This is a genomic window from Streptomyces sp. NBC_00310, assembly GCF_036208085.1.
In the GTDB taxonomy this organism is placed as follows: Bacteria; Actinomycetota; Actinomycetes; order Streptomycetales; family Streptomycetaceae; genus Streptomyces.
This window is the reverse complement of the sequence record NZ_CP130714.1, coordinates 9,665,131-9,687,091: the sequence shown is the minus strand read 5'-3', so window position 1 is coordinate 9,687,091 and position 21,961 is coordinate 9,665,131. Positions and strand designations below refer to the sequence as shown.

The 21,961-nt window shown below is 71.2% G+C and carries 21 protein-coding genes; 11 read left to right on the top strand and 10 right to left on the bottom strand.

The features are described 5' to 3' along the window. Position 1 precedes the first annotated feature (1 nt). Positions 2-709, bottom strand: a complete 708-nt coding sequence (locus tag OG202_RS42255; RefSeq protein ID WP_327726689.1) for a succinate dehydrogenase — start codon at positions 707-709, stop codon at positions 2-4. A 93-nt stretch (positions 710-802) separates the two neighbouring features. Between OG202_RS42255 and OG202_RS42250 the strand changes: the two genes are divergently transcribed. Further along, the gene (locus OG202_RS42250; protein WP_326574417.1) at positions 803-1,687 is read left to right on the top strand and encodes a LysR family transcriptional regulator; all 885 of its coding nucleotides are present in this window, start codon (positions 803-805) and stop codon (positions 1,685-1,687) included. A gap of 135 nt (positions 1,688-1,822) precedes the next feature. On the opposite strand, the gene OG202_RS42245 is transcribed toward OG202_RS42250, so the two are convergent. From OG202_RS42245 to OG202_RS42235, 3 genes are all read right to left on the bottom strand, one after another. Then, positions 1,823-3,967, bottom strand: a complete 2,145-nt coding sequence (locus tag OG202_RS42245) for a putative bifunctional diguanylate cyclase/phosphodiesterase (protein WP_326574418.1) — start codon at positions 3,965-3,967, stop codon at positions 1,823-1,825. After that, entirely contained in the window at positions 3,964-4,776 is an 813-nt protein-coding gene (locus OG202_RS42240) for an SAM-dependent methyltransferase (protein WP_326574419.1), read from the bottom strand. The genes OG202_RS42245 and OG202_RS42240 overlap by 4 nt, the downstream gene beginning before the upstream one ends. A 381-nt stretch (positions 4,777-5,157) precedes the next feature. Beyond that, on the bottom strand, positions 5,158-6,171 hold the full coding sequence (locus OG202_RS42235) for an SCO0930 family lipoprotein (RefSeq protein ID WP_326574420.1): 1,014 nt from the start codon (positions 6,169-6,171) through the stop codon (positions 5,158-5,160). 274 nt (positions 6,172-6,445) lie between these two features. Here OG202_RS42235 and OG202_RS42230 point away from each other — a divergent pair, with 274 nt between their 5' ends. From OG202_RS42230 to OG202_RS42220, 3 genes are all read left to right on the top strand, one after another. Continuing rightward, positions 6,446-7,057, top strand: coding sequence for a hypothetical protein (locus OG202_RS42230; protein WP_328224468.1), 612 nt, complete (start codon positions 6,446-6,448; stop codon positions 7,055-7,057). A gap of 16 nt (positions 7,058-7,073) precedes the next feature. Continuing rightward, positions 7,074-7,838: a bestrophin-like domain gene (locus tag OG202_RS42225; RefSeq protein WP_326574422.1), complete on the top strand. Its 765-nt coding sequence runs from the start codon at positions 7,074-7,076 to the stop codon at positions 7,836-7,838. Positions 7,839-8,020: 182 nt separating this feature from the next. Continuing rightward, entirely contained in the window at positions 8,021-8,533 is a 513-nt protein-coding gene (locus OG202_RS42220; RefSeq protein WP_327726691.1) for a hypothetical protein, read from the top strand. A gap of 195 nt (positions 8,534-8,728) precedes the next feature. Here OG202_RS42220 and OG202_RS42215 read toward each other — a convergent pair whose 3' ends face one another. Continuing rightward, the gene (locus OG202_RS42215; protein ID WP_326574424.1) at positions 8,729-9,220 is read right to left on the bottom strand and encodes a hypothetical protein; all 492 of its coding nucleotides are present in this window, start codon (positions 9,218-9,220) and stop codon (positions 8,729-8,731) included. Positions 9,221-9,553: 333 nt separating this feature from the next. On the opposite strand from OG202_RS42215, the gene OG202_RS42210 reads away from it, so the two are divergent. Next, positions 9,554-10,225 carry a class F sortase gene (locus OG202_RS42210; protein ID WP_327726692.1) on the top strand — a complete coding sequence of 224 codons (672 nt, stop codon included), beginning with the start codon at positions 9,554-9,556 and terminating at the stop codon, positions 10,223-10,225. 64 nt (positions 10,226-10,289) lie between these two features. Here the strand turns inward: OG202_RS42210 and OG202_RS42205 are convergent, their stop codons facing one another. After that, complete coding sequence (locus tag OG202_RS42205) at positions 10,290-11,375, bottom strand: IS630 family transposase (RefSeq protein WP_327727393.1); 1,086 nt, start codon at positions 11,373-11,375, stop codon at positions 10,290-10,292. 101 nt (positions 11,376-11,476) lie between these two features. Next, positions 11,477-12,331, bottom strand: a complete 855-nt coding sequence (locus tag OG202_RS42200) for a polysaccharide deacetylase family protein (protein ID WP_328224467.1) — start codon at positions 12,329-12,331, stop codon at positions 11,477-11,479. A gap of 168 nt (positions 12,332-12,499) precedes the next feature. On the opposite strand from OG202_RS42200, the gene OG202_RS42195 reads away from it, so the two are divergent. Beyond that, positions 12,500-12,961: a universal stress protein gene (locus OG202_RS42195; protein ID WP_326574427.1), complete on the top strand. Its 462-nt coding sequence runs from the start codon at positions 12,500-12,502 to the stop codon at positions 12,959-12,961. A 207-nt stretch (positions 12,962-13,168) separates the two neighbouring features. On the opposite strand, the gene OG202_RS42190 is transcribed toward OG202_RS42195, so the two are convergent. Continuing rightward, on the bottom strand, positions 13,169-13,327 hold the full coding sequence (locus OG202_RS42190) for a hypothetical protein (protein WP_326574428.1): 159 nt from the start codon (positions 13,325-13,327) through the stop codon (positions 13,169-13,171). Positions 13,328-13,498: 171 nt separating this feature from the next. On the opposite strand from OG202_RS42190, the gene OG202_RS42185 reads away from it, so the two are divergent. The 3 genes from OG202_RS42185 (at position 13,499) to OG202_RS42175 (ending at position 15,580) form a co-directional block, all read left to right on the top strand. Further along, entirely contained in the window at positions 13,499-14,044 is a 546-nt protein-coding gene (locus OG202_RS42185; protein ID WP_326574429.1) for a sigma-70 family RNA polymerase sigma factor, read from the top strand. 154 nt (positions 14,045-14,198) lie between these two features. Next, positions 14,199-14,714 (top strand): hypothetical protein, encoded by a 516-nt coding sequence (locus OG202_RS42180; RefSeq protein WP_327726695.1) that lies wholly within the window; start codon positions 14,199-14,201, stop codon positions 14,712-14,714. Positions 14,715-14,920: 206 nt separating this feature from the next. Beyond that, on the top strand, positions 14,921-15,580 hold the full coding sequence (locus tag OG202_RS42175; protein WP_326574431.1) for a hypothetical protein: 660 nt from the start codon (positions 14,921-14,923) through the stop codon (positions 15,578-15,580). Between the two features lie 142 nt (positions 15,581-15,722). Here the strand turns inward: OG202_RS42175 and OG202_RS42170 are convergent, their stop codons facing one another. Next, positions 15,723-16,592, bottom strand: coding sequence for an Fpg/Nei family DNA glycosylase (locus tag OG202_RS42170; RefSeq protein ID WP_327726696.1), 870 nt, complete (start codon positions 16,590-16,592; stop codon positions 15,723-15,725). A 132-nt stretch (positions 16,593-16,724) separates the two neighbouring features. Continuing rightward, entirely contained in the window at positions 16,725-18,815 is a 2,091-nt protein-coding gene (locus OG202_RS42165; protein ID WP_327726697.1) for a SpoIIE family protein phosphatase, read from the bottom strand. 76 nt (positions 18,816-18,891) lie between these two features. On the opposite strand from OG202_RS42165, the gene OG202_RS42160 reads away from it, so the two are divergent. Beyond that, on the top strand, positions 18,892-20,316 hold the full coding sequence (locus tag OG202_RS42160; protein WP_326574434.1) for a lipase maturation factor family protein: 1,425 nt from the start codon (positions 18,892-18,894) through the stop codon (positions 20,314-20,316). A gap of 150 nt (positions 20,317-20,466) precedes the next feature. Further along, the gene (locus OG202_RS42155) at positions 20,467-21,816 is read left to right on the top strand and encodes an amidase (RefSeq protein ID WP_327726698.1); all 1,350 of its coding nucleotides are present in this window, start codon (positions 20,467-20,469) and stop codon (positions 21,814-21,816) included. Positions 21,817-21,961 lie beyond the last annotated feature (145 nt).

Here is a 21,961-nt window from a genome sequence, read left to right as displayed (position 1 = left end):
TTCAGCTCACCACTCCGGTCATGACGGCGAGGGGTACGGAGACGAAGCCCAGGGTCAGCACCAGGGCCAGGACGTTCGCCGTGGTCTTCAGGGCGCGGTCGCGGGTGCGGCTGCCGGCGCCGAGGGTCTGTGCGGCGCTCCAGAAGCCGTGCCGGACGTGCAGGCCGAGCGCGAGCATCGCGACGAGGTAGATGACGTTGCCGTACCAGGTGGAGAAGGTGTCGATCACGTTCTGGTAGGGGTGTCCGGCCTCGAAGCCGTTCGGGTGGACGGTGCCGGTCGTCAGGTCGAGGATGTGCCAGACGATGAACAGGCCGAGGATGACGCCGCCCCAGCGCATGGTGCGGGTCGCGTAGCTCGCCCGGCGCTTCCGGTGGACGTACTTGTCCGGCCGGGCCCTGATGTCGCGGCGGCTGAGCTGGTAGGCGGCCGTGGCGTGGGCGACGACCGCGGCGACGAGGACCACGCGGACGATCCACAGGGCCCACTCGTGGTGCAGGAAGGGCTCGCCGAGGGTGCGCAGCCAGTGCGCGTAGCCGTTGAACTCGTCCGAACCGAAGAAGATCTTGAGGTTGCCCAGCATGTGGACGACCAGGTACGCCAGCATGATCAGTCCGCTGACGGCCATCACCGTCTTCTTGCCGACGGAGCTGTCCCACACCGTGCGTGCCATGGACGGTTTTCGTTCCGTCCGCGTTGCCAGAGCCATGCCCACGACGCTAGAGCCGCGTCACCTCATCGGTCCAAGACATGGAACAGCTTGATTCGATAGCCGGAGACTATCGTCCCGTATCGTGGAGGAATGCAGTTCCAGCAGCTCCAGTACTTCGTGGCGGTGGCCGAGACCAGGCATTTCACCCGGGCCGCCGAGCTGGTCCATGTGGCGCAACCGTCGCTCTCACAGCAGATCAAGGCGCTGGAACGGGAGTTGGGGGCGGACCTCTTCCAGCGGGCGCGCGGCAACATCACGCTGACCGACGCCGGTGAGGCGCTGCTGCCGCTGGCCCGCCGCATCCTCGCGGACACGGACACCGCCCGGCACGAGGTGCAGGAGCTGGTGCAGCTGCGGCGGGGCCGGGTCCGGCTCGGCGCGACCCCGAGCCTGTGCACGGGCCTGCTGCCCGACGTCCTGCGTGCCTTCCACGACCGCTACCCCGGCATCCGGCTGATGATCGAGGAGGGCGGCTCCCACGACCTGGTCCGCCAGCTGGCCCGGGGCGCCCTCGACCTGGCCCTGGTCGTCCTGCCCCTCCCCACGCCGTCCCCGGCCCTGACCACGGTGGAGCTGCTGCGCGAGGACCTGGTGGTGGTCTCCTCCCCCGACGCCCCCCAGCCCGGCGAGGGGCGCCGTACCGTCCGCGTCCTCGATCTGGAGAGCGAGCGGCTGGTCATGTTCCGCCACGGCTACGACCTGCGCGAACTCACCGTCGCCGCGTGCCGCTCCGAGGGGTTCGAGCCGGACTTCGCGGTCGAGGGCGGCGAGATGGACGCGGTCCTGGGCTTCGTCCGGGCCGGCCTGGGCGTCGCCGTCGTCCCCCGCATGGTCGCCACCCGCTCCGGGCGGGGCCTGCGTGTCACTCCCCTGGCCCGCCCGGGTCTCCACCGCACGATCGCCCTGGCCCACCGCAGCGACGTGGCTCCGCCGAGGGCCGCGAGGGAGTTGCAGCGGATGTTGGTCGAGCGGTGAGCGTGTATCGGTGGTCCCGGTCGCGCCGTTGGTCGTGAGCGCCGCTCTGGGGTCTGCGGGTTCACTGTGGCTGAGCGCGCAGTTCCCCGCGCCCCTCAAGGGCGCGCTGCACGCCCCGTCGGCTGAGAAGAACCCCTATCCCGTCGCGTCCACCAGCGCCAGTTCGTGCAGCCGCTCCGGCGGGCCCGGGCGGGCGTAGTACCAGCCCTGGGCCGTGTCGCAGCCGAGAATGCGCAACTGTTCGGCCTGGGCGCCGGTTTCGACGCCCTCCACGGTGACCGCGAGGTCGAGGCTGTGGGCGAGGGCGACGATTCCCTCGACGATCTTCAGGTCGACGGGGTCGGCCGGGAACTGCTGCATGCTCTGGGTGAATGACCGGTCCAACTTCAGGACGCGGACCGGCAGTCGGCGGAGGTTGGCGAGGTTGGAGTAGCCGGTGCCGAAGTCGTCGAGGGCGATGTCGACCCCCATCTCGGAGAGCCTGCGCAGGGGTTTGAGCAGGTCGTCGTCGGCTCCGATCAGGGCCGACTCGGTGACCTCCAGGCAGAGGGCGTCCGGTGGGAGTCCGGCGCGCTCCAGGATGTCCACCGTGTCCTGGACCAGTCCGGGATGGGTCAGCTGGCACGGGGAGAGGTTGACGTTGACCCGCAGCGGGCCGGTGGCGCCCGTGCCACCGTGCCGTTCCTGCCACGCGCGGGCCTGACGCACCGACTGCTCCAGGACCCAGCGGCCGAGCGGCACGATCAGCCCGGTGCGCTCGGCGAGCGGGATGAAGCGGTCCGGGCCGAGGACGCCGTGCTGCGGGTGCAGCCAGCGGACCAGGGCCTCGGCCCCGCGCACGGTCCCGTCACCGAGGTGGACCAGCGGCTGGTACTCGATGAAGAACTCGCCCCGGTCGAGCGCGGCGGGCAGCGCGGTGGTGAGCCCGTGCCGGGTGATGGCGCGGGCGTCGGCCTCCGCGTCGGCCATCTCGTAGCGGTTGCCGCCCGCCGACTTGGCCCGGTACATCGTGATGTCGGCGCTGCGCAGCACCTCCGCCGGGCCCCGCTCCCCCGCCGGCCCCTCGACGATGCCGATGCTGCCGCGGACGAGGAGTTCCCTGCCCTCGATGCGTACGGGGGTGACCAGCGCGTTCATGATGCGGTCGGCCAGGTCGTCGACCTCGCGTTCGGTGTCGGTGCCGGTGGTCAGCGCCACGAACTCGTCGCCGCCGAGCCGGGCGACCATCTCGCCGGGCGCGGTCGCGCAGGACTGCAGCCGGTCGGCGACCTCGACGAGCAGGCGGTCGCCGGCCGCGTGGCCGAGGCTGTCGTTGATGGTCTTGAAGCCGTCGAGGTCGAGGTAGCAGAGGCCGAAGCGCTGGCCGTCGCCCGCCGCGAGGGCCTTCTCCAGGCGCTCGAAGAACAGGGTGCGGTTCGGCAGTCCGGTGAGCGCGTCGTGGGTGGCCTCGTAGCGCAGGCGGAGGTTGAGCAGCCGGCGCTCGGTGGTGTCCTCCATGAGGGCCAGCTGGTACTGGGGCCGGCCGTCCGCGTCCCGCAGCAGGGACACCGTCAGGTTGGTCCACAGGACGGTTCCGTCAGGTCGGGAGAACGCCTTTTCGGTGTGGTAGTGCTCGCGCTCACCGCCGACCAGTTCGTCGTACAGGCGCCAGACCTGGGGCGCGTCGTCGGGGTGCGTCCACTCGGTGACGCTGCGCCCGCGCATCGCCTGCTCGGTGACGCCGAACATACGCAGCAGAGCACCGTTGACCTGCAGGATGTTGCCTTCGAGGTCGGCGATGCCGATGCCTATGGCGGCGCCTTCGAACACCGCGCGGAAGCGGGCCTCGGTCGCGTGCAGCGCGCGGGCGACCACGCCCTGGGCCTCCAGCGCCGCGCGGGCGATCGCCTCCTGTTCGGCCAGGGTCCGCTGCCGCAGCGCCTCGGCGTATCCGGCGGCCATCGCGGACTGCAGCCGCGCGGCACGCGCCCGCAGATCCTCCTGGAGTCCGTCGCCGCCGCAGTAGAGCACCAGGTAGGCGTCGACGCAGTCCAGGGTCCGGCCGAGCGCCTCGGGCTCGGTGCAGTGCGCCCCGACGAGGGCGGCACCGACGGCCCTGCCCTCCCCGGCGTCGTACGTCCTGGCCCGCAGCGCCTCGCTGAGTCTGCGGGCCAGCGGCAGGAGTTGTTCCTCGAACTCGGGCCGGGTCAGCGACGTGGAGGTGGCGGGGAAGACGGCGCGGCTCCAGATCGTCGCGAACCGGCGGAGTCTGTCCTCCGGCCCGTCCGGCTCCGCCCTCACGCCTTGGTCCCCACGCCGACGAACGCCGAGAAGGCGTACGGATCCTCGTCCTCGGGAGCCGTGTCGGGCCGCCACTTCGCCATCGGCACCACTCCGGGTTCCACCATGTCGTACCCCTCGAAGAACCGCGCGATCTCACCTCGAGAGCGCATGATCAGCGGATTGCGAATGTCCTTGTACACGTCCACCGCGCCCTCGGCCCGCTCCTGGGGAAGCGGAATCCCCTCGTAGGAGGCGTGCGAGACGACGAGTACGCTGCCGGGCGCGAGCGCGTCACGCAGCTCGGCCACCGCTCCGTACGGGTCGTCCGTGTCCTCCACGAAATGCAGTATGGCAACCAGGAGCAGGGCCACCGGCCGGTTCAGGTCGATCAGTCGCTCGACGTGGGGGCTCGTGAGGATCTCGCGGGGCTTGCGGAGGTCGGCCGCGACCACGTCCGTGTCGTCGTTCCCCTTCAGAACGGCCTGGCTGTGTGCTACGGCGACCGGGTCGTGGTCGACGTAGACGACCCGTGCGCCGGGGCTGGCGTCCTGGGCGACCTCGTGCACGTTCCCGAAGGTGGGGATCCCGGATCCGATGTCCAGGAACTGGGTGATGCCCGAACCGGCGGCGTACCGCACCGCGCGGCGCATGAACGCCCGGTTCGCCTGCATGATCTTGGGCAGGCCCGGCATGAACTCCATGGCCTTGCGCGCCGCTTCCCGGTCGACCTCGAAGTTGTGCGAACCGCCCAGGTAGTAGTCGTACATGCGGGCCACGGACGGCATCGAGATGTCGATGCTCCGCGGCGCCCAGGCGGGACGCTCCATCTGTGCTCTCCAACGCGTCGGGGGTGGCGTAGGCGATCCGGTGTTCGAGCTGAGGCTACTGATCGTCCGCCGAAGGAGCGAGCGAAAACGGAAATTGACCGTCCGTTCAATGCCGCTGCCGATGGCACATGCCCAACCGCCGCCCCGACCATGCCTGTTCGGCTCAGGACGTTGACACCGGCCCGACAACACCGCGCCCAGGCACACCTGTTCGGCCACACCCGGGCATGCCAAAGGGCCCGCCCCCTCCGTGCGGTGCGGAGGGGGCGGACCTGGATCGGCCGCGCTGATGGGGTGCGTCCGGCACTCTTTTTCTCGTCCACTCCCTTCCGCGTGCGGTTTTCTGAATGGCGAGGCGATCTACCCTGGGGAAGGTGATCCTTACTTCTGCGCGCCGATCGGCTCTCCGTCGCCGTTGATGGCGAACCAGGTACCGCCGACACCCTGGCCGTTGGTGTCGCCGGGGGACTTGTCGTTGGCGAAGGTGTAGAGCGGGATGCAGTTGATGGTCTGCTGCTTGAATCCGTCGGGCCGGTCGAAGACCGTGTAGCCCTTCAGCAGGATGCCCTCGGTGTCGTTCTTGTCGACCGGGGCGACGACGGGCCACTTGTCGAGGCAGGCGCCGGTGCACTTGGTCGACATCGGCCACTGGGTGTCCTTGAGGAACCGGTAGACCGTCATGCCGTTCTTGTCGACGACGATCTCGCCGAGCTTGGCGTCCTTGCGCGTGGTCAGGCCGGCCTGCTCGACCGCCCCGCCACCGGTGTCGCCCGCGCCACCCGTGCCGCCGGTGGCTGCGCCGCCGCCCTTGGTGGAGGCCTTCTTGCCGTTGGGGGCGGAGGCGAACCAGGTGCCCTTGAGGCCCTGGCCCTTGATGTCACCGGCCTTGGTGTCCTTGGCGAAGTAGTACATGGGCCAGCCGCCGACCGTCAGCTGCTTGGTCCCGTCGGGGCGGCTGACCTCGCCGAGCAGCGCCTTGTCGACACCCTGGGCGGCGGTGGCGCCCGAGGCGGGCACCGGCGGCCAGGTGGTGGCGCACTCGCCCTCGCAGGTCGTCTTCGGCGGCTCGAAGGAGTCCTTGTCGAAGCGGTACAGGGTGCGTCCGGCGCTGTCCGTGAGGACCTTGCCGTACTCGTCGCTGTTCCACACCGTCAGCTGGCCCGCGGAGGCCGCCGTGGTGGACTGGGCCTGGTCCGATGTACCGGAACCGGCCGCGCCGGCGCCGGCCGTACCGGCCCCGGTGCCCGCGATCGTGCCGGCACCGAGCGTCGGCGTGGAAGCGGCGCCCACGTTCTGCGAGGACGTCGACCCCTGTTCCTGACCGCACGCCGTCGTCAGCACCAGTACAGCCGCAGCTGTCGCTACGAGTGAGGCGCTCCGCCAGGAGGTCTTCATTCCAACTCCCCGTGTATCCGGTGGGTGTTGCAGCGCCCTACTGCGCCGCTTGCTGGTCCTAGGTACGGGCGGGAGTGGCTGATGTGTTCAACGCTGCGCGAATTTCTTTCCGAAGTCTGTGACGCGGTGCGCGGCGCCGGCCTGCGGAGGCATCGAACGAGGCGTCAGCGTCGGGCACCCGCACTCAAACCTTCAGGGCCCGTTCTTCCCTCGTTCGGAGCAATCCCCAGGTGCTCCCGCGTACGCGGGCGCGCGGCCACGGATGATCTCCGACGTGCAAGGACCCCAGCGGACCCGATCCGCTCTCGCCCTGCGGCTGTCGGCCCTGCTCGCACTGACCTGGTTCCTCACCGGAACGCCGAGCGGCACGGCGGTCGCCGACGCCTGCGCGTACGCCACCGTCGGCCCGGACAGCGGCGGCGCGGTCGCCGTGGCGGTCGGGGGTACCGACTCCTGCGAGCCGGTTCCGGAGACCACTCCGTCACCCACCCCCACGCCCACACCCGCACCGACTCCTTCGTGCCCCCCGGAGCCGACGCCCACCCCGACTCCCCCACCGCGGCCGAAGCCGCCGGCGCCCACCCCCACCCCGGACCCCACTCCCACTCCGAAGCCGACGCCCACACCGCCCCCGAGGCCCGCCCCACCGCCGCCGCCCGTCACCGAGGCGCCCCGGCCCGCCCCCACCCCGACGCCCACGCCCAGGCCGAAACCGACGCCCACGCCGAGCCCACGTCCGGAGGCGTCACCGACCCCGGTGAGCTACCCGCCGTACCGGGCCCCGTCCCACTCGGCGGCCAAGCGCTCCGGCCCGTCCCTCGTCTCGCTCGCCCTGCTCGTCACCGTGCCCGCGGTGTTCGCCGCCGCCGCCCTGCGTCCGCGCTGACCTCTGGAGGAACCTCTTGTCGGAATGGCTTGTTCTCACCCTCGCGATGGGGGCGGCCTGTCTGGTCGTCCTCATCGTGGCCGTAGTACGGCATCACGCCGCACCGGCGGACGAGGACCCGTCCGAGACCCCGGACGTCATCGAGTACATCACCATGATGATCGGCGTGGTGTACGCCATCGTGCTGGGTCTGGCCATCGCCGGTGTCTGGGAGGCCCGCAGCGCCGCCCAGGACCAGGTCCAGACGGAGGCGCAGGCCCTGCACGAGATCAGCGAACGGGTGCGGGTGTACCCCGAGGACGTGCGCGACCGCATCCGCGGCGACATCGACGCGTATGTCGGCCACGTCGTGACCACCGAGTGGAAGGTCATGGCCGAGAAGGGCGAGGTGACCGAGCGCGGCACCGAACTGTTCGAGACGGTCCGGCACGACGTCACCGACTACGAGCCGCGCGACGACTTCGAGGCGCAGGCCTACCAGCCGCTGCTCGACCAGGTGGCCACGGCCGACGCCGCGCGCGGCAGCCGCGCCGACTCCACCGGCGAGACGATGCCCGGTGTGGTGTGGTTCGGCCTGATCACCGGTGCCGTCGTGACGGTCGGCATGGTGTTCGCCCTGCAGATCCGGCGTACGCCACGTGAGCTGATCCTCGCCGGTCTGTTCTCCGCCCTCATCGCGTTCCTGCTGTTCCTCGTCTGGGACTTCGACGCGCCCTACAGCCGGGGGCTCTCGGCCACGGCGGATCCGTTCCTGACCCTGTTCCCGAACGCGGGCGGGTGACGGTCGCTCAAGCCCGGCCGTACGCAAGCCGGTCCCCCGTACGGAGCACACGCTTGCCCCATTCGCGCGACTGCGATCGCGCCACCGGGCTCACCTTCCTAGCGTTTCCGTCATCGAGGTGCATTTCAGGCGCAGGCGGAAACGGTCCGCAGCGAGCTCCTCGGGGACCCGGAGGCTCATCCATGCGCGCGATACGCGTCGCTTCGGCCGCTCTGCTGGGCGTGACCGCCCTCTCCCTCACCGCTCCGGCCGCGCACGCGGCACGGGCCGGCGACATCACGTCGTTCGGTTTCAGTGTCATGCCCTCGACGGTCGCCCCCGGCGGGCAGGTGACCCTGCGCGTCGACGGATGCCACCGCAGGACGACCGTCTCCTCGGGCGTCTTCGACACCGTCACCCTCCCCAGGGGCCAGTCCTCGGCCACGGCGACCGTCGACCGGGACGCCAGGCCCGGCACGGTGTACGAGGTGACGTTCCAGTGCGGCGACGAGAGCGGCCGGACCGATCTCACCATCGCCCACCCGACCCATCACCCCACGCACTACCCCACCCGCGGCTCCCACGCCGGGGCCGGCGGCACCCTCGCGGGCTTCGACCTCCAGGAGATCGGCCTGGGTGCCGCGCTCGTCGCGGGTTCGCTGTGCGCGGCCTGGCGCTGGTCGCGCCGCCGCCCCGAGGACGGCAGCCAGACCTGACCGCCGTTCCGCACGCCACCGTCGACAGCCCTTCGCCCCGGGCCCTCACGGGTTCCGGGGCGAAGGGCTGTGCGGCGTACGATCCGCGCTCCGCGGGGCGGGCCACATCGCGTTCTCGGGCGCTGATCCGTTGTCGGGCGCTGATCTGTTTCTCGGGACTCGGATCCGGTTCTCGGGCAGATCGTGTTCTCGGGCTCAGATCTTGTTCTCGGAGCGGCGGCGCATCCAGAAGACGCCACCGCCGACGACCGCCGCCGTCACCAGTCCGCCGCCGATCGCGATGTCGGTGGTCGTGGCCCCGGTGGCGCTGCTGCCGCCGAGGCCGCCACGGACACCGCCGATGACGGTGAAGGTGCTGGTGAACGTCTTCCGCTTGCCCTCGCAGTGGGTGGTGACGCTGTACGAGCCGGGGCTGGCGTCGGAGTTGACCCGCACCCTGGCCGTGGCGGTCGTGCCGCCCATGGAGGTGAGGTTGGTGGTGGGGAAGGCGTTCGAGCTGATCGTGCTGCCGGCGATCGCGCACGCGTCACCACCGCTGACGGTGAGGACGAGCTGCCCGCCACGGGCGATGGCATTGGGGGCGGCCGTGACCGAGCTCGGTTGGTCCCAGGCGGCGGCCGTCGGCGCGGCGACACCGACCAGGGCGACCGCGGCGGCCGAGGCCGCCAGGACACGAGTAGTACGCATGTGATCCTCCGCGGAAGGCGCCCCGGGTCCCGTCCCCGGTCGATCGGCGAGAAAGCGCCTCCCAGAAAGACCCTCAGATGCCGTGCGCGGGGCCGCATTTCGGCGATGGTCCGTCCTGGTGAGGGGACACGCCGGGATATCTCCGCATGATCGGATATCGCCGCAGGTCACGCACCGTCAGAAAATTCCTGTGGTCCGCAACTCGGATGGCGCAGGACTCCCCTTCGCCGCCACCCGTTCGCACCTGCCCCGTCGCCGTCGCCGTGCGGCACGCTTAGCGTTCGTCGTATGCGCGACGGACACGGCGACGGCCGGGTCGAGAGGGGATGGCGAATGTCTTCGTCCGGACCGGCCGAGGCCGAATGGGAGGAGCGGCGCAAGAAGCGCGCTCCGTGGGGCGTGATAGCGCTTGTTCTGCTGACCGGCCTCGCTCTCATCCGGAACGGCTCGGGCGAGTTCGACGTGGGACCGCCACAGCCCGCGTCGGCGGCGGCCGCCGACAGCCGCAGCACACCCCGCGGCACCTTCGCCGATGTCCCGGACCCGCTGCCGTACGCCATGGTCGACCGGGTGCGGATCCCCTCGATCCGGGTCGACGCGCCGGCCATGGCCGTCGGGCTGGACGCGCAGGGCTGGGTGGACGCGCCGCCCGCCCGGCACCCGAACCTCGCGGGCTGGTTCACCGGAGCGGTCTCCCCCGGCGAGAAGGGCACCGCCGTCGTCGTCGGCCATGTCGACAACGACCAGGGACCCGCCGTGTTCTACGGACTCGGGGCGCTGAAGAAGGGCGCCAAGGTCGAGATCCGGCGCGCGGACCGAAAGACCGCCGTGTTCGAGATCTACGGCATCGAGGTGTTCGAGAAGAACGACTTCCCCGGCGACCGGGTCTACGGGAACAGCGGAGTTCCCGAACTGCGGGTCATCACCTGCGGGGGCGGTTTCTCCCAGCAGAACGGCTACGACGGCAACGTCGTCGTGTTCGCCCGCCTGGTCGAGGTTCGCTGAGCGTTCCCCGGCCGGGCGGGCGAAAGCCCACGGGAGTGCCGCTCCGGATGGGCGTCCATGGGGGCTAGTGAGCTGGTCCGGAGATCCTGTCGCAGTAGCGGCAGATCCGGTCGATGATCTGGTCGGCGGTCTTGGTCCACTTGAACGGCCTGGCGTCTTCGTTCCAGGTCTTGATCCAGTCTTCGAGCGCGGTCTTGAGTTCGTCGAGGGAGCAGAACACACCTCGTTCGAGGCAGCGCCGCTCCAGTTCGGCGAACCATCGCTCGACCTGATTGATCCACGACGAGTACGTGGGTGTGAAGTGCAGATGGAACCGTGGGTGCGCGAGCAGCCACTCGTGCACCGCCGGCGCCTTGTGGGCAGAGAGGTTGTCGCAGATCACGTGGACCGTCAGGCCGTGCTCGGTCTGGCGGTCGATCTCGTCGAGGAAGCCGCGGAAGTCGACCGCCCGGTGCTGTGCGGACAGCTTCCCGATCACCTTCCCCGTGGCGATGTTCAGCGCCGCGAACAGGTCGATGGTGCCGTGCCGGACGTAGTCGAAGCTGCGCCGCTCCGGCGTGCCGGGCACCATCGGCAGCACAGGCGCTGTCCGTTCCAGGGCCTGGATCTGCGGCTTCTCGTCCACCGCGAACACCACCGCGTTCGCCGGCGGCGCCAGATACAGGCCCACCACGTCCCGGATCTTGTCGATCAACAGCGGATCCGGGGAGATCTTGAAGTTCTCCGTGCGCCACGGCTGTAGCCCGAATGCCCGCCAGATCCGCAGCACACTTGACGGCGAGATCCCCACCCGCCTGGCCAGCTCACGCTTCGACCAGTGCGTCGCCCCGGCCGGGACCTCTTCCAAGGTGCGCACCACCACTTGTTCCACCTGGGCATCGGTGATGGTGCGTGGCACCCCCGGGCGCGGCTCGTCGCTCAGACCGTCCAGCCGGTCACGCAGGAACCGGGCCCGCCACCGGGCCACCGTCTTGCGGTCGGTCTCCAGCCGGGCGGCCACCGCGGTATTGCTCAGCCCGTCGGCACACGCGAGCACGATCCGTGCCCGCTTCGCCAGGCCCTGCGCTGTAGTTCGGCGCTTGGCCCACCCCTGCAACGTCAGCCGCTCGGCTTCGGACAACACCAGCGGCTCCAGCCTGTTGTCCCCCATGGCAACAGCAGACCGCAGACCACAGTGACTGTCACCGGCTGAACCGTGATCTGAAACGGAACACGACTCACGTGGCGAGACCAGACCTCAAGACCGGCTCACTAGGCGTATCGCCGCTGGGGCACGGTGATGCGATAGCCGGACTCCAGCAGCTCGGGCAGATAGTCGCGCAGGGCCTCCACGCTCTGTGACCGGTCGCCGCCCGCGTCGTGGGAGAGCACGACGACACCGGGGCCCGCGCCGTCCTCCACGCGCTCGGCGATGGTGCGCGCGCCCGGCGTCCGCCAGTCCAGGGTGTCCACGGTCCACCCCAGCGGCTCCATGCCGAGTGCGGCGCCGAACCGGAACGCGGCCCGGTTCCAGGCTCCGTACGGAGCGCGGAACCACAGCGGCGGTTCGCCGTACTCCTTCTCGATGATCTCGCTGGTGCGGGCCATCTCCGCATGGATCCTCGGCCTTGACAGGGTGGTGAGCAGCGGATGGGACCAGGTGTGGTTGCCGACCACATGGCCGTCGTCGGCCATCTCCCGCAGCAGGTCCCTGTGTTGGACCGCCATCTCGCCGCACACGAAGAAGATCGCCCGGACGTCGTGGTGGCGGAGGATGCGCAGGATGTCCGGGGTGTAGCGGGGGTCGGGGCCGTCGTCGAAGCTCAGCACCATGCTCCGGCCGCGCCCGTCGACCCGCAGGAACGGCTCGCGCCGGACGGCGGCCGGGACAAGGGTGCGACGCCTGACGGGTTGGCCGTACCCGGCGATGGGCCGCAGCCGGTACGTGGAAGGCTTGAGCGCCGGACGCGCCCCCGGACCGCCTGCCGGGGCGAGGGCGCCCGGTGCCGGACCGGAGGCCCCGTCGCCGATGAGCAGAGCGGCGGTGCCCGCCATACCGGCCGCGCCCAGCAGGGCGGCGGCGCCGGTCAACAGGTGGCGACGCGTGAACATCTGATCCTTCGTCATGACTGATCAGTCGACCAAGGCGGGGACGGCGCACCACCACGACACCGGTGCGGCGGCTGGGAACCACTCGATGGGAGTAGTTCTCCGCGCCCCCGACGCTCTCCCGGCGCACGCCCGGAGTAAACCCGGAGCACGCCGGAGCCAAGGCGCTCGGATAGCCTCGCGACCGTGACCGATCAGCAAGCACACCGGTTCGAACGAGGTACCGACGGCCCCAAGGTCGTCCTCGTCGGACTGGACGGCTCCGACACCTCCCTGCGCGCCGTGGCCTACGCCGCGGGCCTCGCCCGCCGCCAGCACGCGCTGCTGGCCATCGTGTACGTGCAGCCCGTGCTGGCGGCCGGCGCGGCGCTCGGGGTGCCCGTCGCCGGGACGACCGACGAGATCGCCGCGCAACTGGTCGCGGAGATCCGGCAGGCCGCCGAGCAGGTGAAGGGCATCTTCGAGGTGCGCTGGGAGTTCCACACCTTCCGCGGCGACCCGTACAACGGCCTCGTGACGGCGGCGGACCAGCTCAAGGCCGATGCGGTCGTGGTCGGCGCCTCCCAGCAGGCCGGCCACCGCATCGTCGGCTCGGTGGCCCTGCGCCTGGTGAAGGCGGGCCGCTGGCCGGTGACAGTGGTCCCGTAGGGCGTGTTTCGGAAGTCCCTTCGTCGCCCGAAGGGCGGCTCTGCGGCGTCCGGTGCGTGCTCTCGGCGCGCCGGACGAAAGGCCTCGTACTGGGCGTACTTGGCCTTTCGTCCGGTGCGGCGGTGGGGGTCCCTCCCGCTCGAGCGGAGCCGATAGTGGGGGAGCGTGCCGGGCGTCGCAGAGCAGAAGGGACTTCCGAAACACGCCCTAGACCCCCGGCCGCCGGACGGGGCCGAGGGCGGGCCCAGGACGGCCGCACGGCGGCACGTCCGGCGTGCGGCGGATACCGGGCGCGCCGTCGTCCAGCGTGGGGCCGGAGGCCGCGGAGCACGCGTCGTACCCGTGCTGCTTCTCGGTGATCGACACGTGCGGGAACACATCGCCGGAGGCGACGAGGGGGAAGCGGGGGGCCCGAGGGCAGAGCCCCCGGCCACCGGCAGACCGTTCGTCGCACCGTTCGTCGACAGGTTCGACCGCCCGCCGCACATCCGTGACCGGCCTCTGTCCACGCGACACGCCCCGCGTTCCCATACGGCCATGACGGCCGGAACCACGATCACCCACGGGACGACCGCCGAACACGAGCTGGCCGAGCTCCAGCGCGAACACGGCCGCCCCCTCTTCGCCCTGCTGCTGCGGCTCTCCGACGGGGACCGCCATCGCGCCGAGGACCTGGTGCAGGAGACCTTCGTGCGCGCCTGGCAACACCCCGAGGCGCTACGCGCCGACGACTTCGACTCCGTACGCCCCTGGCTGCTCACCGTCGGGCGGCGGCTCGCCATAGACGCGCGGCGGGCCCGGCAGGCGCGTCCCGCCGAGGTGGGGGACGCGGTGCTGGAGAACGCGCGTGTGATGGCCGATCACGCCGAACGGTCGGTGGCGACCCTCGATGTGCGGGAAGCTGTGAAGACACTCACTCCCGAGCACCGCGAAGTACTGGTGCAGGTGTACTTCCAGGGGGCGAGTGTGGCGGAAGCAGCCCAAGCCCTCGGAATCCCGCCCGGTACGGTGAAGTCCCGCGCGTACTACGCGCTGCGCGCCCTACGCCGGGTGCTTCCGGGATACGCGGCCGACCTGCGGTGAAACCCATGGCCGAGTCAAACCTCCGTAAAGCGCCTTGCTAAGACCCCAGTTGAGCAATCAGCTGTCTTCTATCCGTGTTCCGGATGGGGGCCGGGGCCTGGTCTCCAGGCCCGGGGTCGGGCGACGCGCACGCACCGGAGGAAGGCAGGAAGGGATGCTGCACAGAGGTCAAGAGAGCACGGACGGCGCCGGCGGCGGCGAACTGGCCGTCCCGATGGCGTGGTTCTACGCCGAGTACATCGCCGAGGAGCTGCTGCGGACGGGTGACCTGATGCCGCCGACGTCCTTCGAGTTCCGTGCGGGGCGGGACGCCCTGGCGCTGACCATCTTCCTCTCGGACGCGGGCGGTGAGCTCTCCGGCATCCGGGTCGTGACCCAGCTGGAGACCTGGCTGTCGCTGACCGCGTACGACCAGCCGTGGCAGGACTGGGTGTCCGAGCGCATGGCGCACCTGGCCGCCGAGGCGCTGGAGACGGGCGACCCGTCGCCGGACCTGGAGCTGGCGGACGCGGCCTGGCGCTGGCTGGAGGAGACGGAGCTGCTCGCACCCGACCTGGACGCGGTGCCGGGCGGCGGCGCGGTCCTCGGTGAGGACGACGGCCCAAAGGTCTGGACGCCGGCCTGGCGGCTCGGTCTGCCGTTGGGACACTTGGCGATCCACCTCTTCTAGCCCCGCCACCCCGTGTTCAGGTGTCGGCCATCCACCTGTCACGGCCTTGGTGAACCATCTTTTTCGGTGCCGGACCAATCCGTGCGGTGGAGGGCTCCGAATCTTTTGGTTGGCATTGGTCGTGGGGCTTGAGTGATTCGCCGGTCTGGTCCGTACCGGTGGGGGCAGGAAGCAACCCCCACCGCACACCGGCCCGAGGAATTGCCATGTGGTCCCAGGATCGTCATCACGACGTCGGCGCGTACGCGCTGGGCGTGCTGGACGAGGTGGATTCGTTCCACTTCGAGGACCATGTCCGCGGCTGCCCCCAGTGCGCGGTACAGGTCACCGAGTTCCGTCCGGCAGCCCGGCAGCTGATGCTGTACCGCAACGCGACCCCGCGTGCCGTGCACCCGTTCGCGGCGCCCGGTCCCCGCATGCTGGGACGGCTGCTCGACGAGGTGGCCGCCCGGCACCGGGCGAAGCGCAGGCGCTGGCTGTTCGCGCTGGCCGCCTCCGTGGTCATCGCCGTGGGCGGCCCCGCCGTGGCCGTTCTCGCAGGTCCGGGCGAGGCTCCGGACACCGTCGCCGCCACCGACGCCAAGACGGGCGTGTGGGCCGAGGTCAAGGCCGAGGACCACGACTGGGGCAGCGACATCGTGCTGAAGGTCAAGGAGGCGGACGGCGCTCACGCCTGCCGGCTCGTCGCCATCGGCAAGGACGGCTCCGAGGAGACGGTCGCCAACTGGAAGTCTCCCGAGGGCGCCGACAAGGCCTCCGAGATGGTGGGCGGCACCGCCATGCAGCGCGAGGACATCAGCCGCTTCGAGGTGCGCAGCCAGGAGGGCGAGCTTCTGGTGACCCTCAAGGCCCCGGCCTGGCGCTGAATCGGGCTGAACAGGTCCGCCGGATACGCCGCCCGTTCCACACCGAGGCGGCCACCCGATTGGTCCGTACCTTCAATGGTTGCGGATCATGGTCGGGCTCGGTTCCGGGCCGCTTCCGGTGCTCCCGGGCCACGCGGACGCACTACTTGAGCAACCGCGACAGCCGTCGGTCGGCGAGCGGTTTGCCACCCGTCTGGCAGGTCGGGCAGTACTGCAGCGAGGAGTCGCTGAAGGAGACCTCCCGGACGGTGTCGCCGCACACCGGGCAGGGCTCGCCGGTGCGACCGTGGACACGGAGCCCGCTCTTCTTCTCCGCCTTCAGCCTCCCGGCCGCCAGCCCCCGGGAGCGCTCGACGGCCTCGGTGAGCGTGGCGCGCAGCGCCTCGTGGAGATGCCGGGTCTCCTCCGGCTTCAGCGACGAGGCCAGCTTGAAGGGCGACATCTTCGCGGCGTGCAGGATCTCGTCGCTGTACGCGTTCCCGATCCCCGCGATCAGGCTCTGGTCCCGCAGCGCCCCCTTGATCTGCCGCCGCTCGCCCGCGAGCAGCCCGGCGAAGCGGGTCACGTCGAACTCGTCGGCGAGAGGGTCCGGGCCGAGCCGGGCGATGCCGGACACCTCCGCCGGGTCCCGTACGACGTACACCGCCAGCCGCTTCTGCGTCCCGGCCTCGGTGAGGTCGAAGCCCTCGCCGGTCTCCAGGGCGACCCGCAGCGCGAGCGGGCTCTTGCCGCCCGGCTTCGGCGGACCGTCCGGCAGCCGGTCCTTCCAGTGCAGCCACCCGGCCCGGGCCAGATGCGTCACGAGGTGCAGTTCCCCGCCGTCCGCCTCGATGTCCAGAAACTTGCCGTACCGCCGCACGCCCGTGACCTGCCGCCCCTCCAAGGCGGTGACCGGGGGGTCGTACGTCTTCAGCACACTGATCGCCACGGGCAGCACGCGGACGACTTCGTGACCGACGAGGCTCCCGACCAGGAAGTCCCGCAACGCCTCCACTTCGGGCAATTCAGGCATACATCCAGAGTGCCACGGGGCACTTCGGGCCGGTGGGTGAGTGCGGGTGCGTGGGGGCTGGTCGAGCAGTTCCCCGCGCCCCTCGACGACACGGCCCCACGGGCCGAAAGCAGGGGGCGCGACCCCTGCTCTTCAGGGGCGCGCGCCCGGCAGCACGAACTCGCACCACACGCACTTCCCCCCGCCCCGCGCCTCCACCCCCCACACGTCCGTCAGCCGATCGACCAGCAGCAACCCCCGCCCCGACACCCCCGCCTCCCCCGCCTCCCGCCGTCGCGGCAGCGCGCTGGAGGAGTCCTCGACCTCGACCCGCAACCGCCGGTCGGACCCGGCCAGCGCCCGCAGCGTCACGATCGCGGACCCCTCCGTGTGCATGAGCGCGTTGGTGATCAGTTCATCGGCGACGAGCTCGATCTCGTCGGCCCGGTCCCGCGCGCCCCACGTGCGCACCGCCGCGCCGATCATGTGCCGCGCCTCGGTGAGTGCCTCCGGGTCGCCCGCCCCGACGTGCTGCTGGAGCCGCCCGCCGGGCTGCTCGGCACTGCTGCTGCGGCGCCGCAGCAGGAGGAGGGCCACATCGTCGTCGCCGCCCCTCTCCTCCGCCACGTCGATGAGCCGGTCGGCGAGATCGTCGACGTCGTCCGGCCCGGTGGCGATCAGCGCCCGCAGGGTCCGCAGGCCGTCGTCCAGGTCGGCGCCCGGCTCCTCGATGAGGCCGTCGGTGCACAGGAGCAGTGTCTGCCCGGAGTCCAGCTCGACGGCGGTCACCGGATACTCCAGGCCGCCGAACTCGGCCGACAGCCCGAGCGGCAGGCCCCCCTCCACGGTCACCCGGTGGCAGGAGCCGTCGGTGTGCCGGATCAGCGGGTCGATGTGCCCGGCCCGGACCATCTGGACCACTCCGGTGGACAGGTCGACCTCCGCGTACAGGCAGGTCGCGAAGCGGTCGGTGTCGAGTTCGTGGAGGAAGGCGGAGGCGCGGGCCATCACCGTGGCCGGGGTGTGGCCCTCGGTGGCGTAGGCCTTGAGGACGATACGGAGCTGGCCCATGACGGCCGCCGCGTGCGTGTCGTGGCCCTGGACGTCTCCGATGACCGCGCCGACGCGCCCGCCGGGCAGCGGGATGAGGTCGTACCAGTCGCCGCCGATGTCCCGGCCGAGCGAGCCGCCGAAGGAGGCGGCCCGGTAGCGGACGGCGATGTCGGCGCCGGGGAAGCTGGGGATGGACCGGGGCAGCATCGCCTGCTGGAGGCCCTCGGCGAGGTCCTTCTCCTGCTCGTAGAACATGGCCCGCTGCAGGCTCTGGGCGATGCTGCTGCCGAGCGCGATGAGGACGTCGCGTTCCTCGGAGGTGAAGCCCCGCCGGTCGTTGTACAGGAGCCCCATCGCGCCGATGGGGCGGGCCTGCACGATCAGCGGCAGATACGCGGCCGAGGTGATCTTGAGGTCGGTGATGTGCGGCCACAGCAGCGGATACGACTCGGCGAACTCCTCCGGCGACTCGATGAAGTGCGGGACGAGCTGCCGTACGACCTCGTTCATCGGGTACTTCACGTCGAGGCGGGTGATCCGGGTGCCGGGCACGTAGCTGTCCTGGGGGCCGGCGGCGACCATCCGGATGCGCCCGGCCTCCACCAGGCCCATGACCAGGCTGGTGGCACCGAGGTGGGTGAGGCCGTCGGTGTCCTCCAGGACGTCGATCACGTCCTGGACGGTCCGGGCGTGGGCCAGGGCGGCGGTGATGATCTGGACGACGTTGGCCTGCCGGCGGCGGGCCTCGCCGCCCGCGGTCCGCTGGGTGCGGGAGCGGATCTCGCGGAGTTCCCGGGTGGCGTCGCGGACGATGCCGATGACACGGTACGGGCGGCCCGTCTCGTCGCGGCGGATGTAGCCCTGGGTGTGGGTCCAGCGCATGGTGCCGTCGCGCATACGGATGCGGAAGTAGGCGCCGTAGTTCTCGCTGCCGTCCTTGAGGGCCTGCGAGACGAGGGTGTCGAGTCTGCGGCCCTCCATCGGGGGCACCCGCAGCGACAGGCTCTCCGGGGTGCCGTCGTATTCGTCCGGGCGCACGTCGAAGATCTCGTGGGCGGTGGCGTCCATGTGGAACGCACCGGCGTCGAGGTCCCAGTCGAAGGTGCCCATGAGGTTGAGCGCCAGGACCGGGTCCGGGTGGGCGAGCCAGTCGTCCGGGACGTCCGAGCCGCTCGCTCCCCGATCAACCATGGGGCCACTTTGCCAGCAATTGCCCGATTAATCGAGTGGAGGGACGGCCGTCGATCCGCTCACTATCGTCGGTACCGTGGACTGGTTCACCGCACCCGACTACTGGCTCGGCCGACTGCTCTTCCAGCGGTCCCTGGCCGCCCTCTATCTGGTCGCCTTTCTGGGGGCCGCTCTGCAGTTCCGGGCGCTGATCGGCGAGCGCGGCATGCTCCCGGTGCCCCGCTTCGTCGAGCGGGTGCCGTTCCGGCGGTCGCCGAGCGTGTTCCACCACCACTACTCGGACCGTTTCTTCGCGGTGTGGGCCTGGGCGGGCTGCGCGGTGTCGGTGGCGCTCGTCGCGGGGCTGGACTCGCTGCTGCCCCTGTGGGCCGGCCTGGTGATGTGGCTCGTGCCGTGGGCGATGTACCTGTCGATCGTGAACGTCGGTCAGACCTGGTACGCGTTCGGCTGGGAGTCGCTGCTCCTGGAGGTCGGCTTCCTGGCCGTCTTCCTCGGCAACGACGAGGTGGCACCGCCGGTCGTCGTGCTGTTCCTGCTGCGCTGGGTGCTGTTCCGGGTCGAGTTCGGCGCCGGGCTGATCAAGCTGCGCGGCGACGAATGCTGGCGGAGGCTGACCTGCCTCGACCATCACCACGAGACCCAGCCGATGCCCGGCCCGCTCAGCTGGTTCTTCCACCACCTCCCGAAGCCGTTGCACCGCGTCGAGGTGGCCGCCAACCACGTCACCCAGCTCGTGGTCCCGTTCCTGCTGTTCACACCGCAGCCGATCGCCACGGCCGCCGCCTCGCTGATGATCCTGACGCAGCTGTGGCTGGTCCTGTCGGGCAACTTCTCCTGGCTGAACTGGATCACGATCGTGCTGGCCCTGTCGGCGGTCGACTTCGGGACGGCGGCACCGGACACCCCCGACGCACCCCTCTGGTACTCGATCGTCGTGCTCGCCGTCGCCGCGCTGGTCCTCTGGCTCAGCTACCACCCGGTCCGCAACATGATCTCCCGCCGCCAGGTCATGAACCGCTCCTTCGACCCGCTGCACCTGGTCAACACCTACGGGGCGTTCGGCAGCGTCAGCCGGGTGCGGTACGAGGTGGTGGTGGAGGGGACGGCGGACGACGTGCCGCGCGAGGACTCGCGGTGGCGGGAGTACGAGTTCAAGGGCAAGCCGGGCGATCCGAGGCGCTGGCCGCGCCAGTTCGCCCCCTACCATCTGCGGCTCGACTGGCTGATGTGGTTCGCCGCGCTCTCCCCCGCGTACGCCGGTTCCTGGTTCGGGGCCATGATGGAGCGCCTCCTGGAGAACGACCGCGACACCCTCCGGCTGCTCCGGCGCTCCCCCTTCCCCGCCGACGCCCCGCCCCGGTACGTCCGCGCCCGCCTCTTCCGCTACCGCTATACGACCTGGCGCGAGCTGCGGGAGACCGGGGCGTGTTGGGAGCGGACGTACGTACGGGAGTTCATGCCGCCGACGCGGCTGGCCACGTCGCCCGCGAGGACGTCGTAGCCGGGCGGCCGCGGACGCGTCTCCTCACGGCGGCCTCTCGACGCGGGGCCGTCACACAGGGCACAGTGCTCCCGTACTCGATCGTTACTCACGAGTACGCCCCTCCGTCGCGTACGACACCGACGCGCACGACATCGCCAGGGAGCGCCCGTGACCAGCTGGGTCGGCCGGACCGCCGCCGAGATAGCCGCCGCCGTGCGGGAGAAGCGGGTCACGCCGCGTGAGGTCGTGGCCGGGCATCTCGCTCGGATCGAGGCGCTGGACGGGCGGGTCGGAGCGTTCCGCAAGGTCCGGGCGGAGGCCGCCCTGGCGGAGGCCGACGAGGTGGCCGGCCGGACCGATCTGGCGGAACTGCCCCTGGCGGGCGTGCCCGTGGCGATCAAGGACAACCTCGCCGTGCGGGGCGAGTCCACCCGGAACGGGTCCGCCGCGACCCCGGACACGCCGGCCGGGGACGACCATGTGACGGTGGCCCGGCTGCGGGCGGCCGGCGCGGTGGTCGTGGGGCTCACGAACGTGCCCGAGCTGTGTGTCTTCGGCACCACGGACGGCGTGCACGGCACGGCCCGCAACCCGTGGGACACCTCGCGCACGACCGGCGGGTCCTCGGGCGGCAGCGCCGCCGCGGTCGCCGCCGGGCTGGTGCCGCTGGCCCTCGGCAACGACGGCATGGGCTCGCTGCGCATACCGGCCGCCAACTGCGGTCTGCTCGGCCTCAAGCCGGGCTTCGGGGTCGTCCCGGCGGACATCGGGCACGGCGACTGGTTCGGCATGTCCGAGAACGGCCCGCTCGCCACGACCGTCGAGGACGCCCGGCTGATGTTCCGGATACTGGCGGGAACGGACGCCGGACAACCCTCCGGGACCACCCCGCGCTCACCGGACATCGCCCTGTCCGTACGCAGCCCCCTTCTCGGCGTGACCGTCACCCGCCCGTACGCCGATGCCGCGCGCCGGGCGGCCGAGTCGCTGGCCGGGTCCGGCCTTCGGGTCCGGCCGGCCGATCCGCCGTATCCCGTCTGGCTGGGCACGACCTCGCTGGCGCACTGGACGGCGGGGACGGCGGTGGACGCGGAGGGCCTCGATCCGGAGCTGCTCACCCGGCGCACGCGGGTGCACGCGGCCGTGGGGCGACGTTTCGTGAAGGGGGTCCGCGCGGGCGACCGCCGGGAGCAACTGCGCCGACGCCTGGAGCCGTTCTTCGCCGAGCACGATGTGCTCCTCACCCCGGCGCTCGCCCGGCGCGGGCCCGCCGCCACGAACTGGCACGAGCGGGGGTGGCTGCGCATTCTGCTGGTGAACACCACCTACTCGCCGCTGACCCCGCCGTGGAATCTCACGGGCTGGCCGGCGATGTCGGTGCCGTTCGGCACGCTCGCGTCGGGCGTGCCCTGCGCGGTGCAACTGGTGGGCCGTCCGGGTTCGGAGCTCGAACTCCTGGAGGTGGCGGGCCGGTTGGAGGAGCTGAACCCGTGGCGCCGGACGGCGCCGATCGGCTGACCCGGGACGACCGACGGCCTCCTCCGGTCGGCGACGCACCGCCGACGCGCCCTTCCGGAGCGCCTCGTCCATGAGGTGCTGCCCCACCCGGCCGTCCTTCGGGAGCTCGAACGGGTCCGGGGCGTGCGCGGACGGTGAGGCCGAG

Coding starts and splice junctions, on each gene's coding strand:
- OG202_RS42255 (WP_327726689.1), bottom strand. CDS start 709: ATGGCTCTGGCAACGCGGACGGAACGAAAACCGTCCATGGCACGCACG.
- OG202_RS42205 (WP_327727393.1), bottom strand. CDS start 11,375: ATGGGGGACAACAGGCTGGAGCCGCTGGTGTTGTCCGAAGCCGAGCGG.
- OG202_RS42240 (WP_326574419.1), bottom strand. CDS start 4,776: ATGGAGCGTCCCGCCTGGGCGCCGCGGAGCATCGACATCTCGATGCCG.
- OG202_RS42220 (WP_327726691.1), top strand. CDS start 8,021: ATGCGCGCGATACGCGTCGCTTCGGCCGCTCTGCTGGGCGTGACCGCC.
- OG202_RS42185 (WP_326574429.1), top strand. CDS start 13,499: ATGACGGCCGGAACCACGATCACCCACGGGACGACCGCCGAACACGAG.
- OG202_RS42250 (WP_326574417.1), top strand. CDS start 803: ATGCAGTTCCAGCAGCTCCAGTACTTCGTGGCGGTGGCCGAGACCAGG.
- OG202_RS42165 (WP_327726697.1), bottom strand. CDS start 18,815: ATGGTTGATCGGGGAGCGAGCGGCTCGGACGTCCCGGACGACTGGCTC.
- OG202_RS42210 (WP_327726692.1), top strand. CDS start 9,554: ATGTCTTCGTCCGGACCGGCCGAGGCCGAATGGGAGGAGCGGCGCAAG.
- OG202_RS42200 (WP_328224467.1), bottom strand. CDS start 12,331: ATGACGAAGGATCAGATGTTCACGCGTCGCCACCTGTTGACCGGCGCC.
- OG202_RS42180 (WP_327726695.1), top strand. CDS start 14,199: ATGCTGCACAGAGGTCAAGAGAGCACGGACGGCGCCGGCGGCGGCGAA.
- OG202_RS42235 (WP_326574420.1), bottom strand. CDS start 6,171: ATGAAGACCTCCTGGCGGAGCGCCTCACTCGTAGCGACAGCTGCGGCT.
- OG202_RS42215 (WP_326574424.1), bottom strand. CDS start 9,220: ATGCGTACTACTCGTGTCCTGGCGGCCTCGGCCGCCGCGGTCGCCCTG.
- OG202_RS42170 (WP_327726696.1), bottom strand. CDS start 16,592: ATGCCTGAATTGCCCGAAGTGGAGGCGTTGCGGGACTTCCTGGTCGGG.
- OG202_RS42175 (WP_326574431.1), top strand. CDS start 14,921: ATGTGGTCCCAGGATCGTCATCACGACGTCGGCGCGTACGCGCTGGGC.